Source organism: Agrobacterium sp. LY4, from assembly GCF_001526585.1.
Taxonomy (GTDB): domain Bacteria; phylum Pseudomonadota; class Alphaproteobacteria; order Rhizobiales; family Rhizobiaceae; genus Agrobacterium; species Agrobacterium leguminum.
This window is the reverse complement of record NZ_ASYA01000015.1, coordinates 74,157-88,426: the sequence shown is the minus strand read 5'-3', so window position 1 is coordinate 88,426 and position 14,270 is coordinate 74,157. Positions and strand designations below refer to the sequence as shown.

Sequence of the window (14,270 nt, the reverse complement as noted above, 5' to 3'; positions counted from 1 at the left end):
AAACATAACATTCCGATCATAGGAAAAGGATATTAAAGATTTGCAAGGTTAACCGACGTTATACCACGTCATAATTGGCCAGACCCGCTTAATGCGGTAGTAACTTCGCTGTGCGAATTCTTGGCCCACGCCGCATGGAGTTTGAAGTCTTGGTTTCCGTTTCGATTGTCATTCCCGTTCGCAATGGCGAGCGTTACATCGTGGAAGCGATCGAAAGCGTGTTGCTGCAGGGCGAGACCATCGGCGAAGTGCTGGTGGTCGATGACGGCTCCACCGACACCACCGCACAAAAGGTGGAAAGTTTTTCCGACCCTCGCGTCAAATTGCTGGCCCGGCCGCAGGGAAGGCAGGGCGTTTCCGCCGTGCGCAATTTCGGCCTGTCGCAGGCGCGCGGCGAATGGACGATGTTTCTCGATGCCGACGACCGCCTGAAACCGGGCGCCATCGCGGCCCTTTGCGCCGGCATTTCCGGGCCGGATGTCGTCGCCGTTTATGGCGATTACGAGCGCATCGATGAAAACGGCGTCAAGATCGGTCGGCGCAATCTCATTCGCCGCCGGGAAAAGCCCGATGGTTTCATTCTCCAGCCGCTGCTCGGCGGCAACTTCATCGTCAATGGCGGCATCATGCTGGTCAGGACCCGCATCTTTCAGGAATTCGGCGGTTTCGACGAGACTTTGCGTTATGCCGAAGACTGGTATGGCTGGTGCAGGCTCGCCGCCGCCGGCCGCTTCGTTTACCTGCCCGGCTGCCATGTGCTGGATTACCGCGTGCACAGGACGAGCGTGATGATGAACCGGCTTTTGACCTTCCGGGATTGCGAACCGGCAATCGAGGCCGTGTTTTCCGACCCGGCCATCGTCGCTGCCGTTTCGCCGCCGGAGTTGCGACGGCTTCGCCGCCGATCCGAAAACCATATGAATGCCTATACCGTGGCGCAGGCCTTCCGCGCCCGCCGCTACCGCGAGGCCTTTTCGGCGCTGGCCGATACCTTCCTCAATCGCCCGCGCCAGAGCCTCAGGGCCGTCGTTTTTTCCGCCGCAGCGCTTGCCGGAATTTAGGAGTTTCCATGTCCGAGATCATGCCGGAAGCGGTGGTGTGCATTCCGAGTTTCCGCCGGCCGGAAGGCCTGAAAAAGACGCTTCGGTCACTCGCAGCCCAGAAGGTCGATTTTCCCTTCGCCATCGTCGTGGTGGATAATGACGGCGCGGGCCAGGCGGGCCTTGCGGTCGCGCGCGCCTTTTTCGCCGAAAGCGGCATGGCCGGCGAGGCATTGGTCGAACCGACGCAGGGCAATTGTTACGCCATCAACACCGCCTTCCGCACCGCCCGGCAAAGCTATGCTTCGGCTGAGTGGTTCCTGATGATCGATGACGACGAGGCCGCCTCCCCCGGCTGGCTTGCCGAAATGGTTTCGGCGGCGAAATCCTTCGACGTCGATATCGTCGGCGGCCCGGTCAACCGGGAATTCGACGCGCCGGCTTCGAAGGCGGTTCTCTCGCATCCGCTGTTCGGCTCCATCGAAGCGCCGACAGGCCCCGTCGAGCAAATCCACGGATCGGGCAACTGCCTGATCTCACGGCGGGTTTTCGAGACGCTGGCGAAACCGGAATTCGACGTGCGCTTCAATTTCCTCGGCGGCGGCGACATGGATTTCTTCACCCGCTGCCGCAAGGCCGGTTTCAAATTCGCCTGGAATGCGCAAGCGCTCATTATCGAATATGTGCCGGAAAACCGCATGGCGCCGCGCTGGATCATGGAGCGCTCGCTCCGAACCGGCATCATCAATTACAGCATCGACCGCGCGCGACGCCCCGGCCTGAAAGGCGGGCTGCTGCTTGCCGCCAAAAACGCCGTCAGCCTGTGCCTGTCTCTTGTCCGCGCCGTTTCCACCTTCGCGAAAACCGGAACCCTGCTGCCAGCCACGCATCCGCCGCTGATGTCCATCGGCCGCGTGATGGCAAGCCTCGGCATCACGCTCACGCCTTACAAGGCGCCGGCGAAGAAGAGCTGAAGCAGGATAGTTTCGGCTCAGCTAAGGTTTTTTTGCCTGCCGAGCGAGATCGTATTCGTGAACCGTTTCTGGAAACCGAACGACGCCAAGGCCGTCGCGAGGACGAGGAGCGGCACGAGCACCGGCCAGAAGAAACAAAGGACAATGCCGGTGACGCGATAAAAATCCCAGTCCTTGTCGCGGCGGGCGCCTTCGATATAGGTCATGGCGAGAGAGGTAACGGTGCCAATTCCATATATAAAAAGAGAAATGGACGTAATCACCATTGGTGGCCTCAATAAATCTATGATTCGAATAAATTTGTAATATTGATGCAGTGTAGCGCAGATGTTCGCAGTTGCAACGGATTTCAGCGACGCAGCGCATCCATTCAATAAGTTAGGAAAATCTTATATTGTCGGGCGGGAGGCGCAGGCGCGCTTTATTCTTCGCGCAGCAGCAGCTTGTCGCGATGATCTAACGACCTTGCCCCGAAGCCCCGAACCGATACTTCAGCAGCGAATATATGGCGATCGGATTGGTCAGCAGGTAACGTTTTCCGAGCCGCTTCGGCTCAAGCATGGCCCGGTAAAGCCATTCCAGCCCCATATCCTGCATCCATTGCGGCGCCCGGCTGTTCTTGCCGGCGAGGAAATCGAAAAGGCCGCCGCAGGTCTTGATCACGGCGATGCCGGAAAGCCTGTCCAGATTGCGCGAGACGAAACGCTGCTCCAGCGGTATGCCGAAGCCAACCCAGAGAATATCCGTCCCGGATGCCGCGATATCGGCAAGGATCGCCTCCTCCTCGGCCCGGCTGAAATAACCGTTGCGCCGCCCCGCAAATATGAGGCGCGGATAAAGCCTCTGCATTTCCTCGACCGCCGCGCGGTTCACCTCTTCGGAGCCGCCGAGGAAATAGAACCGGCTGCCCGTCTCTTCGGCGCGCTTCGCAACCGCATGAACGAGATCCGTGGTCGCAACCCGTTCTCTCAATGCCTTCGGGCAGAATTTACGGGAAAAGATCACCAGCGACATGCCGTCCGCATGAATCTGGTCCGCCTGCCGCAGCATGGCGTCGAACTCCCGGTCATGATGGCAGAGCGCGATGACCTGACCGTTTGCCGATGTCGAATAAAACGGTCTTGCACCGGCCGCACGCGCCGTCGTCGCGCGCAGGATGAAATCCCGCGCCGTTTCGTCGATGGTCGCGTCGGTAATGGGCAACGCCGCAAGCGGAATAACCGGCCAGACCTGGCCAGTCCCCTCCGCATCCGGCATCTCTCTCCCTGTCATAATCTGTCCGGTGTCCAAGATAGGCATCGTTTCATTGTTATATTCACGCTTATGCTTAGGGTATAAGGCTTCAAACACTACGAAGAACTATCATTAATATTTTTATAAATCCCCGTATGCGGCAGCCATTTTACACGCCTGAAGGTTGTGCGCCACATTTTCCGCCTATTCCGGTTTTCCAGCCGATGGGTTAAGGGACGCGGAAATCAAACCACGGAAGGGCTCCGGCCATGGAAACAATCTCGATCGACAATCGCGGCGATTTCGGCCTCTGGGCGATAGAACGGGCGAAAGAAATCGTCGCCAACGAAGCGTCCGATCTTGCCATTTCGGTTCGCGACGGTGACGAGGTGGGCATTCGCGATGCCGGCAATGCGCTGGGCGCGGCCATCGCCGCCGCCCTGCTCGAAGTTTATGACGGTCTGATTTCGGAAGAATAAGGCGGCACGCAGCCGCTTTGTCTTACCGCGCCGCGACATCCGCGTGATCGTCCCGGCGAAGATAACCCCAGAGGCCGAGCGCCACGGCAATTGCGAGACCGAGGAACAGGCCGCCCATGCCGCCGGCAATCAGGAAGGTCAGCTTGCCCGGCGGCCAGCTTCTGGAATTGGGCGCAACCGGCTGCGAAATCACCCGTACATTGGTGGAATCGATCGACTGCTGTTCGGCAAGCTGGCGCGAGCGGGTGAGATAGGTTTCATAGATCGCCGCCGCCGAGCGGGCGTCACGATCGAGATCACGCAGCCGCACCTGCGCCTCATTGTCGGTAAAGACATTGGCCCGTTCCGCCACCGCTTTCAGCCGCAGGGCATCGAGTGAGGAGCGCGCCTCCGCGACATTGATCTTTGCCGCTTGAAGGATACGCCGCGCCTCATCCGCCATTCCCTGTTCCAGCATCGCCCGCTCCGCCCCCGCGGTCGCAAGACGCGGATGGCGCGCGCCATAGGTCAGCGTCATCGCACCGATCTGCTGTTGCAGCGTGCTGTATTGTGCGCGGATCGTATTCATCGTTTGGCTGTCGAATATGGCGTCGCTCTGGGTGCGGTTCTGCGCAATCGCCGCCTCCATCTGCTTGAGGCGCGATTCTTCCTGAATGAGGCGCTGCTGGGTCGCAAGCACCTGAGCGTTCAGCTCACCGGAAGCCAGATTGCTGACGAGCTGGCCGTTATTTTCCTGCAGGCCGTTCTCGCGGCGGAAATCGGCCACGCGCTTTTCGGCGGCGGTCACATTCTCGCGCATTTCCTCAAGCCGCTTCCTGAGATCGTCAACGACGCGTTGACTGCTATCGGAGTTTGTCTGGAATAGCTCGCTTTCGAAGGCCTTCACGATGGCCTTGGAGACAGTCACGGATTTTTCCGCGTCATTAGTCCAGACCGAAAGCGTCACGACAAAGGAGCGCGGGTCGCGTTCCGCCGCCACCCGATCGCCAAGCGAACGAAGCGCGCCGACCCGGTTGTCGTCATCTTGCGGTTTGGATGAGAACATCGCCTTCAGCCGGGCGAGCGGCGGCGGACTGATGAATTCAGGGTCCTGATCGAGCTTCAGCTCGTCCACCACCCGCGCCAGCACGTTGCGCGAGGTGATGGTGCGCAGCTTGCTTTCCACCTCGAGGATTTGCGTGTCGCGCTGCTGGTTGGGCGAAAACACCCCGTCATTGACGACATTCAGGTTGGAGGGATTGACGACGATATCCGTATAGGCCTTGTAGCGCGGCGGCGTCATATAGGCATAGGTCAGCGCGCCGGCGACGCAGAGAACGATTGCCAGCACGATCCAGACGATGCCTTTGCGAAGCCAGAGGATGACGTCATCCACACCGATCCTGTCGATATGTTTCAGGCCCGGCAGCGCAGCCGCCAGACTGCCGCTCGGCGAAGCCGCCTTCACCGGCGTCTCGGCCGCGGCCGGCTCGGCGACGGTCTTCGCCGGTTTCGGCTCCAGATGCTCCTTCAGCACCGTGCGCTCGAATACCTCGTCCTCATCCACCAGATCGTCCAGCAGCGAACCATGGGTTCTCGCGGCAGGCGCCGTTTTTTCATCGAGCGGACGTGCCTGCTTATGTCCCGCCTTTTGAAGCCTGTACATCAGCCAATCCAACTCGAACGAACCACAAAAAGGCCGGCAACAGAGGGTTCCCATCGTCGCCAGAGCCGCTATCGACGGACAAGTTTAAATATGACGGGTGAATTTTAGGTTACCCGCATCAGTCCCGCCATCATCGCCTATTCGCGGCCACGTTGAAAGGGATGATTGACTTGAATGGATCGATACGGTTCTTTCAACCGTTATATTTTTGCATTATCCATTTGACCCTCAAAGATTTTATCGAAACGGAGTTTGGAATGAGCCTGAAATTTGGAACGAGCGGCCTTCGCGGCCTCTCCGTCGATCTGAAAGGAAAAGCCTCGGCCGTTTATGCCACGGCATTTGCGAGGCACCTTCTCACATCGGGCCAGGCAAAGGCGGGCGATCCCATTCTCGTCGGCCGCGATTTCCGCGATTCGAGCCCGGATGTTTCCGCCACCTGCATCGCCGCGCTCAAAAAAGCCGGCCTGACCCCGTTCGATTGCGGCACGGTGCCGACACCCGCGCTGGCGCTTTACGGCCTGTCGTTGAAGGCGGGCGCGCTGATGATCACCGGCTCGCATATCCCGGCCGACCGCAACGGCATCAAGTTCTACCGCCCGGACGGTGAAATCGACAAGCAGGACGAGACGGCGATTGCCGCTCTTGCCGCCGAAATCGAAGCGGAAGGCATCAGCGACGAGGCGGCGACCGCCGAGGACCATTCCGCCACCGCAGCCGAACTTTTCTACGAGCGCAACATCGCGCTGCTGCCGGAAAAGGCGCTCTCCGGCCTCAAGATCGGCGTTTACCAGCACAGCACGGTGGCGCGCGATCTCTTTGTCGACGTGCTTGCCCATTATGGTGCGGATGTCGTTCCGCTCGGCCGCTCCGAAACCTTCATCCCTGTCGATACCGAAGCGGTCTCGTCGGAAACGCTGGCCCTTCTCAAGAAATGGTCGCCGGAGCACGGTCTCGACGCCATCGTTTCCGCCGATGGCGACGGCGACCGTCCCCTGCTGACCGATGAAAACGGCGTGCCGCTGCGCGGCGACCTCATCGGCCTGATCACCGCCAATTTCCTCGGCGCCGGCGTGGTCGTCACCCCCGTCACCTCCAATTCCGGCATCGAGGCGAGCGGTTCGTTCGACGTCATCCGCACCAAAGTCGGCTCTCCCTTCGTGATCGCGGGCATGGCTGAGGCGCTCGCCGCCGGCAAGAACGGCGTCATGGGTTTCGAGGCCAATGGCGGTTTGCTGACGGCCTCCGCCTTCACACTTAACGGCAGGGCGCTTTCGCCGCTGCCGACGCGTGACAGCTTCCTGCCGGTTCTCGCCGTGCTGCTTCTCTCGGCAGAACAGAAAAAGCCGCTGTCGCAGATCGCCGCCGCCTATAACCTGCCGGTCGCCGCCGCCGACCGCCTGGAAAATTTCGCGCAGGAAAAGAGCGCCGCCCTGATGACGCATCTGCGCGCCTCGCGCAGCAATCTCGAGGCCTTCCTCACACCGGTCGGCACCGTGAAGGCGCTGAGCGACATCGACGGCCTGCGCGTCGCGCTCACCGATGGCAGCACCATCCATTTCCGCCCTTCCGGAAATGCTCCCGAAATGCGCTGCTACGTCGAAGCCGCCAATCAGGATGAGGCCGAAACGCTTCTGAACAAGGGGCTCGATCTCATCCGCAATTTTGGGTGAGAGTGGATGCCGCATACGCGATGGTGTAAGCTGCGCGCATGAAGAGAACGGACGCAATCAGGAAACTCAAGCGCCACGCCCATGCAGTGAAAAGCATGGGCGTGACGTCGCTCTATCTTTTTGGATCGACGGCCCGCGATGAGGCCCTTGCCTCCAGCGATCTGGACATCTTCATCGACTATGATCCGGGCCGCCGTTTTTCGTTGATCGATCTCGTCGGTATCAAGCAGTTTCTGGAAGAAGAATTGGCCGTGGAAGTCGACGTGACGACACGCAACAGCCTCCACCCGTTGCTCCGGAATGACATCGAACAATCCGCCGTACGGATATTTTGATGACCAGACGCAGGGCCGGGCCGGTTCTCGCCGAAATTCTGGAGGCCATAAACGGTATTGAGACCCACACCGCAGGCGGATGACGTCGTTTGGGCCGTGGTCACCGAACATGTGGCGCCGCTCAAAATCGCTGTTGAGGCTATCCAACGATCCGTCGAAAGTGAAAGCTGAGGACTTATCAGCGCGGTGTCGCAAATGTCGCACCCCGCCCGTGCCCTGTTGCTCTTCCGGCTCCATGGAGCGATAAGGACCGGAGGGCCACGAGAGGCGGATTATGAGCGGCGAGACCATTACCCTTTATGAAGCGATAGGTGGCGATGCGACCGTCAGGGCGCTGACCCGGCGCTTCTACGAATTGATGGATACCCTGCCGGAAGCGGCGCGCTGCCGCGCCATCCATCCCGCCGATCTTTCCAGCAGCGAGGCGAAGTTTTACGATTATCTGACGGGATATCTTGGCGGACCGCCCGTTTATGTCGAGAAACACGGCCATCCGATGTTGCGGCGGCGTCATTTCGTCGCCCCCATCGGCCCCGCCGAGCGGGATGAATGGCTGCTCTGCTTCCGACGCGCCATGGACGAGACCATCGAAAATCCGAAGCTGCGCGAGATCATCTGGACGCCGGTGGAGCGGCTGGCCTTTCACATGCAGAATCAGGAGGCGGACAGCCAATGACCACGCAGAGCGCGACCATCGCAAGCCTGCCCCGCGAAAGATTGCGGGCCTTCATTCTGTTGCTAGGCGGCCTGCTGGGCGCGGCCGGTGTGATGCTTGCAGCCGCCGCCACCCATACCGGCGAAACCTATATGCTCGGCAATGCCTCGGCCATGGCGCTGGCGCATGCGCCGGTGCTGGTGGCGCTCCATATCGGCGCGGATCGCATCAGAACCGCCATTCCGGCAGGCCTCATCCTCGGCCTCGGCACGGCGATCTTTGTCGGTGATCTCGTTACCCGGCATTTTTCCGGCCACAGCCTCTTTCCCTACGCCGCACCCACGGGCGGCCTCGGCATGATCGCCGGATGGCTGGTGCTGTGCGCGGGAGCGTTTCTGAAGCCGAAGGGCTAGAGCGCGTCCGGTTTAAACCGAACCGTTGGGCGTGCCCTACCTCTCTGTTTTACGCATTTTCCGGGCGCAAAACCGCGTCGCACTTTGACTGGAAATGCTTCAGCTTCAGCCCTTACGCCGCGTCCAGCGAAACGAGAGGATATTGCGGCCCTCTTCGGCCGCCGCGCCGATCTCGAAGGACGGCGTTTCACCCGGCTGGCGGGTACGCAGATAGGGAAAGGTCACGACATTGCCGCCGCTTCTGGCAAGGCGGTTGCGCCTTTCGCGTTCACCGATGATTTCATAGATATCCGTCAGGGCCGGATCGGCAGCCTGCTCGGCCATCTTGTGCAGTTCCACACGGCAGGCTTCCGCCGCCGGCTCTTCACCCTTAAAATTATTGCGCTCGTCGCTCATCGCTGGAGGTCCGTTCATTCATGGTCTGCAGCGCCCGCTCCAGACTGGATTTGCTGCCGTTGCGCAGCGGAATGAACGTCTTGCCGAATTTCTTGCAACCGGACTTCACCCGCAGACACGCATCGTGGCTGATACAGTCGATCGGGCAGAAAACGCAGTCGACGGAGGGAAGCACGGTATCGATGCGCGAGACGGCTTCACGCAGGCCGCCATCGTGATGAATGAGCTCCGCGCCGAAATTGCTGGCGATCTGGCGAAGATGCGCAACCTGACAGTCACGGCCGCCGACATAAAGAAAGCTTTTCGGACCGGAAAGCTGCTGTTCGGCCACGTCCTTTTCGGTCTGTGGCGCGCCCTTGCCCTGCTTGCCGCCACGTTCGGCCTTCTTCTTTTCCTTACGTGCCATTCCCTCACCTGCCGGTTGATTTTTCAATGCCCCGGACGTTCGGGATGCCGGCACCATAATAAAGATGAGTTTTGGAGTAAAGTATAAAGGTGATAATTTTCCTCATGTTTTGACATAAAGAATCGATCACATATTCGCGAGAATGGTTTCGTTCAGCCGTTTATCCGCAATCCGCCCATGAAAAGCTGCTCCAGATGCCGGGCCGCATCCTCAAAACGGCCCTCGCCGCCATTCTTCTCACCCAGCACCGCCCGCACCTGCACATCGAAATCCGCATAATGCTGCGTGGTCGACCAGATGGAAAAAATAAGATGATAGGGATCGCATTTGGCCATCCGCCCGGCCTTCACCCAGGCGCGGATCACCTCGGCCTTTTCATCCACCAGTTGTTTCAGCGGCCCCTTCAGCTCATCCTCGATATGCGGCGCGCCCTGCAGGATTTCATTGGCGAACAGGCGGCTTTCACGCGGGAAATCGCGCGACATTTCCAGCTTGCGACGAATATAGGAGCGGATCTCGCTTTCGGGATTGCCCTTGGCATCGAAAGCGCGCAGCGGGTCGAGCCATGTGTCCAGCACCCGCTCGATCAGCGCGCGATGCATCGCCTCCTTGGTGCGGAAATAATAAAGCACGTTCGGTTTCGACATGCCGGCCGCCTCGGCAATCTGGTCTATGGTGGAGCCGCGAAACCCGTTTGTGGAAAAAACACTGAGCGCGGCTTCAAGAATCGCTTCCTGCTTTTCTTCCTGAATGCGGGTCCGCTTCTGTGTTTTCGCTGCGCGCGGTATGGCCATTCTCAGCTCTCTGTTTCTTTTCCATGCAATTGCCGTTACAGTATGCTTAAAAAATAATCTACGCGTACAGTTTAGGCAAAATTACTGCGATTCGTCACGAAAATCCCTTGCTGACGCCACCGCGAATTTGCAATGTTTACCAGCCGGTCAATTTATCCCCCATCGCCATCACAAGGCAATGGCTGTTATCTTAACCGGCAAAAAAGGGAACGGCACAAGCTTTGCTTCGATAAAAACAAAACAGATGAGGACGACACTTCATGGCGGCGGGTAAGAACTTGACGGTCAATGGCGACCGTCTGTGGGACAGTCTGATGGATATGGCGAAGATTGGCCCCGGCATTGCCGGCGGCAATAATCGCCGCACGCTGACGGATGAGGATGCGGAAGGCCGCCGCCTGTTCCAGCGCTGGTGCGAAGCGGCGGGCCTGACGATGGGCGTCGACCGCATGGGCACCATGTTCGCCACCCGCCCCGGCGCGGACCCGGACGCGCTTCCCGTTTATATAGGCAGCCACCTCGACACCCAGCCGACCGGCGGCAAGTTCGATGGCGTGCTCGGCGTATTGGCCGGGCTGGAGGTGGTGCGCAGCCTGAATGACTTGAACATCAAAACCAAACACCCGATCACCGTCACCAACTGGTCAAACGAGGAAGGCGCGCGCTTTGCGCCGGCCATGCTGGCCTCCGGCGTCTTCGCCGGCATCCACGATCTCGATTACGCCTATGGCCGCACCGATACCGACGGCAAGACCTATAGCGAAGAGCTGAAGCGCATCGGCTGGCTGGGCGAGGAAGAGGTGGGCGCGCGCAAAATGCACGCCTATTTCGAATATCACATCGAACAGGGGCCGATCCTTGAGGCGGAAAGCAAACAGATCGGCGTCGTCACCCATTGCCAGGGCCTCTGGTGGCTGGAAGTGACGCTGACCGGCAAGGAAGCCCATACCGGCTCCACCCCGATGGCCATGCGCGTCAATGCCGGCCTTGCCGCCGCCCGCATTCTCGAAAAGGTGCAGGAGGTGGCCATGGCCCACCAGCCGGGCGCCGTCGCCGGCGTCGGCCAGATGATCTTCACACCCAATTCCCGCAATGTGCTGCCCGGCAAGGTGGTCTTCACCATCGACCTTAGAACCCCCTCACAGGCGAAACTCGACAGCATGCGCGCCATCTTCGAACGCGAGGTGCCGCAGATCGCCGAAGAGCTCGGCGTCGGCTGCTCGATCGAAGCCATTGGCCATTTCGATCCCGTCACCTTCGACCCCGTTCTGGTCGGCCGCGTGCGCTCTGCTGCCGAAAAACTCGGCTACAGCCACATGGACATCATCTCCGGCGCCGGCCACGATGCCTGCTGGACGGCAAGGGTCGCACCCTCCACCATGATCTTCTGCCCCTGCGTGGATGGGCTTTCCCACAATGAGGCCGAGGAAATTTCGCCGGAATGGGCCGCCGCCGGCTGCGACGTGCTGCTGCATGCGGTGCTTGAGACTGCGGAGATCGTGGAATGACCGCCACCATCATCAAGAACGGCACCATCGTCACCGCCGACCTCGCCTACAAGGCCGATGTGAAGATCGAAGGCGGCAGGATCACCGAGATCGGGCCCGATCTGACCGGCGGCACGGTACTCGATGCCACCGGATGTTATGTCATGCCCGGCGGCATCGATCCGCATGTGCATCTGGAAATGCCCTTCATGGGCACCTATTCCGCCGATGACTTCGAGAGCGGCACGCGCGCGGCGCTCGCCGGCGGCACGACCATGGTGGTGGATTTCTGCCTGCCGGAGCCTGGCCAGTCGCTTCTCGACGCGCTGGCGCGATGGGACAACAAGGCGACGCGCGCCAATTGCGATTATTCCTTCCACATGGCCGTCACCTGGTGGGGCGAGCAGGTCTTCGATGAGATGAAGACGGTGGTTCGGGAAAAAGGCATCAACTCCTTCAAGCACTTCATGGCCTATAAGGGCGCTTTGATGGTGAATGACGACGAGATGTTCGCCTCCTTCTCGCGCTGCGCCGAACTGGGCGCCATTCCCTTCGTGCATGCGGAAAACGGCGATATCGTCGCGCAGATGCAGGAAAAGCTGATGGCGGAAGGCAATGTCGGGCCGGAGGCGCATGCCTATTCCCGCCCACCCTCCGTGGAAGGCGAGGCCACCAACCGCGCCATCATCATCGCCGATATGGCGGGTGCGCCGCTTTATGTCGTCCACACCTCCTGCGAGCAGGCCCATGAAGCGATCCGCCGCGCCCGCCAAAATGGCATGCGGGTCTATGGCGAACCGCTGATCCAGCACCTGATCCTCGATGAAAGCGAATATGCCAATCCCGACTGGGATCACGCCGCGCGTCGAGTGATGTCGCCGCCCTTCCGCAACCGGCAGCATCAGGACAGCCTCTGGGCGGGCCTCGCCTCCGGCTCGCTGCAATGCGTGGCGACCGACCATTGCGCCTTCACCACCGAACAGAAACGCTTTGGTCTTGGCGATTTCCGAAGGATTCCGAACGGCACCGGCGGGCTGGAAGATCGCATGCCGCTGCTCTGGACCCATGGCGTGGCGACCGGCCGCCTGACGATGAACGAATTCGTCGCCGTCACCTCCACCAACATCGCCAAGATTCTGAACATCTACCCCAGAAAGGGCGCGATCCTCGTCGGCAGCGATGCCGATATCGTCGTCTGGGATCCGGCGCTGGAAAAGACCATCCGCGCGGCGAGCCAGCAATCGGCCATCGATTACAACGTGTTCGAAGGCCAGAAGGTCAAAGGCCTGCCGCGCTACACCCTGTCGCGCGGTCTCGTCAGCATCGAGGAGGCCACCATCGAAACGCAGCCGGGTCACGGCCAGTTCATCGCCCGCGATGCTTATCCAGCCGTCAGCCGGGCGCTTTCCACCTGGAAGGAACTCGTCGCGCCGCGCAAGGTGGAGCGCAGCGGCATTCCGGCATCGGGTGTATGACCGTGAGCGCCGGGCCGAAACGCGAAATCGTCATCGCCGCAGCCGTTCTCCTCAATGAGCGGCGGCAGATGCTTGTCGTGCGCAAGCGCGGCACCACGCAATTCATGCAGCCGGGCGGCAAGATCGATCCAGGCGAAACGCCGGAACAGGCGCTTCACCGCGAACTTGCCGAGGAAATCGGCCTGACGCTGCCCGAAAATGCCGCCCGTTATGAAGGCGTCTTTCGCGAGGAGGCCGCCAATGAGACGGGGGCGGACGTCGTCGCCCATACATTCATCGCGAGGCTTCATGCCGATGTGGCCCCGCAGGCGGAAATAGAGGAAGTGCGCTGGCTCGATCTCGACGGCCACACCGGCGTAACGATCGCAAGGCTTACGGAAACCCAAATGCTGCCGCTGGCGCGCGCGGCCCTGACGGAAAGCGAAACCAAGCCCAGATGAACCAGGCCTCCCCCTATTCCGTCGTTTCCGCCAGAAATCTCGGCCTCACTTTCGAAACGGGCGATGGCCCGGTGCACGCACTCTCCAATGTCGACCTGGAGGTTGGCAAAGGCGATTTCGTCTCCTTCATCGGCCCTTCCGGCTGCGGCAAGACCACCTTTCTGCGGGTCATCGCCGATCTGGAAAAACACACATCCGGCGACATCACCGTCAACGGCACGACGCCGGAAAACGCCCGCCGGGACCGCTCCTACGGTTACGTTTTTCAGGCCGCCGCCCTTTATCCCTGGCGCAGCATCGAAAAGAACATTGCACTACCGCTCGAAATCATGGGCTATACCAAGGCCGAGCAGCGCGAGCGCATCGAGCGCACGCTCGATCTCGTCAATCTCAACGGTTTCGGCAAGAAATATCCATGGCAGCTTTCCGGCGGCATGCAGCAGCGCGCCTCCATTGCCCGCGCTCTCGCCTTCGATGCCGACCTGCTGTTGATGGACGAACCCTTCGGCGCACTGGATGAGATAGTGCGCGATCACCTCAACGAACAACTGCTGAAACTCTGGGATACGACCGGCAAGACCATTTGCTTCGTCACCCATTCCATCCCCGAAGCGGTCTATCTTTCGACCAAGATCGTCGTGATGTCGCCGCGGCCGGGCAGAGTGACGGATGTGATCACATCGACGCTGCCACGGGAAAGGCCGCTGGACATCAGGGAGACGCCGGAGTTTCTGGCGATTGCGCATCGGGTGCGTGAGGGGTTGAAGGCGGGGCATAGCTATGAGGGGTGAGGTCAGCGCCAGCATTACCCCCCTCTGCCCTGCC

General features: G+C 60.3%; 16 protein-coding genes and 1 pseudogene. 11 read left to right on the top strand and 6 right to left on the bottom strand.

Going from position 1 to position 14,270, the window contains the following annotated elements; translation table 11 throughout:
- Nucleotides 1–149: 149 nt before the first annotated feature.
- Nucleotides 150–1,061, top strand: coding sequence for a polysaccharide biosynthesis endo-1,4-beta-xylanase UppH (gene uppH / locus L904_RS15300; RefSeq protein ID WP_245267414.1), 912 nt, complete (start codon nucleotides 150–152; stop codon nucleotides 1,059–1,061).
- Nucleotides 1,062–1,069: 8 nt separating this feature from the next.
- A complete protein-coding gene (gene uppJ, locus L904_RS15295; RefSeq protein ID WP_020813670.1) occupies nucleotides 1,070–2,014 on the top strand; it encodes a polysaccharide biosynthesis UDP-hexose transferase UppJ in 945 nt (314 codons plus the stop codon).
- Nucleotides 2,015–2,031: 17 nt separating this feature from the next.
- Here uppJ and L904_RS15290 read toward each other — a convergent pair whose 3' ends face one another.
- Complete coding sequence (locus tag L904_RS15290) at nucleotides 2,032–2,280, bottom strand: hypothetical protein (RefSeq protein ID WP_020813669.1); 249 nt, start codon at nucleotides 2,278–2,280, stop codon at nucleotides 2,032–2,034.
- Nucleotides 2,281–2,470: 190 nt separating this feature from the next.
- On the bottom strand, nucleotides 2,471–3,271 hold the full coding sequence (uppL, locus tag L904_RS15285; protein WP_003520571.1) for a polysaccharide biosynthesis UDP-hexose transferase UppL: 801 nt from the start codon (nucleotides 3,269–3,271) through the stop codon (nucleotides 2,471–2,473).
- A 245-nt stretch (nucleotides 3,272–3,516) separates the two neighbouring features.
- Between uppL and L904_RS28155 the strand changes: the two genes are divergently transcribed.
- Nucleotides 3,517–3,726, top strand: coding sequence for a hypothetical protein (locus tag L904_RS28155; protein ID WP_020813667.1), 210 nt, complete (start codon nucleotides 3,517–3,519; stop codon nucleotides 3,724–3,726).
- Nucleotides 3,727–3,748: 22 nt separating this feature from the next.
- Here L904_RS28155 and uppM read toward each other — a convergent pair whose 3' ends face one another.
- Nucleotides 3,749–5,371, bottom strand: a complete 1,623-nt coding sequence (uppM, locus tag L904_RS15275; RefSeq protein WP_031234601.1) for a polysaccharide biosynthesis protein UppM — start codon at nucleotides 5,369–5,371, stop codon at nucleotides 3,749–3,751.
- 257 nt (nucleotides 5,372–5,628) lie between these two features.
- Between uppM and uppO the strand changes: the two genes are divergently transcribed.
- The 4 genes from uppO to L904_RS15255 all read left to right on the top strand — a co-directional run bounded on the left by uppO (nucleotide 5,629) and on the right by L904_RS15255 (nucleotide 8,447).
- Nucleotides 5,629–7,044, top strand: coding sequence for a polysaccharide biosynthesis phosphomannomutase UppO (uppO, locus tag L904_RS15270; RefSeq protein ID WP_031234600.1), 1,416 nt, complete (start codon nucleotides 5,629–5,631; stop codon nucleotides 7,042–7,044).
- 38 nt (nucleotides 7,045–7,082) lie between these two features.
- On the top strand, nucleotides 7,083–7,379 hold the full coding sequence (locus L904_RS15265) for a nucleotidyltransferase family protein (protein ID WP_031234599.1): 297 nt from the start codon (nucleotides 7,083–7,085) through the stop codon (nucleotides 7,377–7,379).
- 274 nt (nucleotides 7,380–7,653) lie between these two features.
- The gene (locus L904_RS15260) at nucleotides 7,654–8,055 is read left to right on the top strand and encodes a group II truncated hemoglobin (protein WP_020813663.1); all 402 of its coding nucleotides are present in this window, start codon (nucleotides 7,654–7,656) and stop codon (nucleotides 8,053–8,055) included.
- Nucleotides 8,052–8,447 carry a DUF423 domain-containing protein gene (locus L904_RS15255; RefSeq protein ID WP_020813662.1) on the top strand — a complete coding sequence of 132 codons (396 nt, stop codon included), beginning with the start codon at nucleotides 8,052–8,054 and terminating at the stop codon, nucleotides 8,445–8,447. The genes L904_RS15260 and L904_RS15255 overlap by 4 nt, the downstream gene beginning before the upstream one ends.
- A 105-nt stretch (nucleotides 8,448–8,552) precedes the next feature.
- On the opposite strand, the gene L904_RS15250 is transcribed toward L904_RS15255, so the two are convergent.
- The 3 genes and pseudogenes from L904_RS15250 to rutR form a co-directional block, all read right to left on the bottom strand.
- Nucleotides 8,553–8,843 carry a hypothetical protein gene (locus tag L904_RS15250; protein ID WP_020813661.1) on the bottom strand — a complete coding sequence of 97 codons (291 nt, stop codon included), beginning with the start codon at nucleotides 8,841–8,843 and terminating at the stop codon, nucleotides 8,553–8,555.
- Nucleotides 8,824–9,147, bottom strand: a pseudogene (locus L904_RS15245) (DUF2325 domain-containing protein); the annotation flags it as partial. The pseudogene L904_RS15245 and the gene L904_RS15250, both read right to left, overlap by 20 nt.
- Before the next feature lie 254 nt (nucleotides 9,148–9,401).
- On the bottom strand, nucleotides 9,402–10,043 hold the full coding sequence (rutR, locus tag L904_RS15240) for an HTH-type transcriptional regulator RutR (RefSeq protein ID WP_020813660.1): 642 nt from the start codon (nucleotides 10,041–10,043) through the stop codon (nucleotides 9,402–9,404).
- Between the two features lie 260 nt (nucleotides 10,044–10,303).
- Here rutR and L904_RS15235 point away from each other — a divergent pair, with 260 nt between their 5' ends.
- The 4 genes from L904_RS15235 to L904_RS15220 are packed head-to-tail and all read left to right on the top strand — an operon-like array spanning nucleotide 10,304 to nucleotide 14,236.
- Nucleotides 10,304–11,551 carry a Zn-dependent hydrolase gene (locus L904_RS15235; protein WP_020813659.1) on the top strand — a complete coding sequence of 416 codons (1,248 nt, stop codon included), beginning with the start codon at nucleotides 10,304–10,306 and terminating at the stop codon, nucleotides 11,549–11,551.
- Nucleotides 11,548–13,005, top strand: coding sequence for a dihydropyrimidinase (gene hydA, locus L904_RS15230; RefSeq protein WP_020813658.1), 1,458 nt, complete (start codon nucleotides 11,548–11,550; stop codon nucleotides 13,003–13,005). Before L904_RS15235 ends, hydA begins: the two co-directional genes overlap by 4 nt.
- Entirely contained in the window at nucleotides 13,002–13,445 is a 444-nt protein-coding gene (locus tag L904_RS15225) for an NUDIX domain-containing protein (protein WP_020813657.1), read from the top strand. The genes hydA and L904_RS15225 overlap by 4 nt, the downstream gene beginning before the upstream one ends.
- Entirely contained in the window at nucleotides 13,442–14,236 is a 795-nt protein-coding gene (locus L904_RS15220) for an ABC transporter ATP-binding protein (protein ID WP_020813656.1), read from the top strand. Before L904_RS15225 ends, L904_RS15220 begins: the two co-directional genes overlap by 4 nt.
- The last annotated feature ends 34 nt before the right edge of the window (nucleotides 14,237–14,270 follow it).

Coding starts and splice junctions, on each gene's coding strand:
- L904_RS15255 (WP_020813662.1), top strand. CDS start 8,052: ATGACCACGCAGAGCGCGACCATCGCAAGCCTGCCCCGCGAAAGATTG.
- uppL (WP_003520571.1), bottom strand. CDS start 3,271: ATGCCGGATGCGGAGGGGACTGGCCAGGTCTGGCCGGTTATTCCGCTT.
- L904_RS15220 (WP_020813656.1), top strand. CDS start 13,442: ATGAACCAGGCCTCCCCCTATTCCGTCGTTTCCGCCAGAAATCTCGGC.
- L904_RS15235 (WP_020813659.1), top strand. CDS start 10,304: ATGGCGGCGGGTAAGAACTTGACGGTCAATGGCGACCGTCTGTGGGAC.
- L904_RS15290 (WP_020813669.1), bottom strand. CDS start 2,280: ATGGTGATTACGTCCATTTCTCTTTTTATATATGGAATTGGCACCGTT.
- L904_RS28155 (WP_020813667.1), top strand. CDS start 3,517: ATGGAAACAATCTCGATCGACAATCGCGGCGATTTCGGCCTCTGGGCG.
- L904_RS15260 (WP_020813663.1), top strand. CDS start 7,654: ATGAGCGGCGAGACCATTACCCTTTATGAAGCGATAGGTGGCGATGCG.
- uppM (WP_031234601.1), bottom strand. CDS start 5,371: ATGTACAGGCTTCAAAAGGCGGGACATAAGCAGGCACGTCCGCTCGAT.
- L904_RS15250 (WP_020813661.1), bottom strand. CDS start 8,843: ATGAGCGACGAGCGCAATAATTTTAAGGGTGAAGAGCCGGCGGCGGAA.
- uppJ (WP_020813670.1), top strand. CDS start 1,070: ATGTCCGAGATCATGCCGGAAGCGGTGGTGTGCATTCCGAGTTTCCGC.
- hydA (WP_020813658.1), top strand. CDS start 11,548: ATGACCGCCACCATCATCAAGAACGGCACCATCGTCACCGCCGACCTC.
- L904_RS15265 (WP_031234599.1), top strand. CDS start 7,083: ATGAAGAGAACGGACGCAATCAGGAAACTCAAGCGCCACGCCCATGCA.
- L904_RS15225 (WP_020813657.1), top strand. CDS start 13,002: ATGACCGTGAGCGCCGGGCCGAAACGCGAAATCGTCATCGCCGCAGCC.
- uppO (WP_031234600.1), top strand. CDS start 5,629: ATGAGCCTGAAATTTGGAACGAGCGGCCTTCGCGGCCTCTCCGTCGAT.
- rutR (WP_020813660.1), bottom strand. CDS start 10,043: ATGGCCATACCGCGCGCAGCGAAAACACAGAAGCGGACCCGCATTCAG.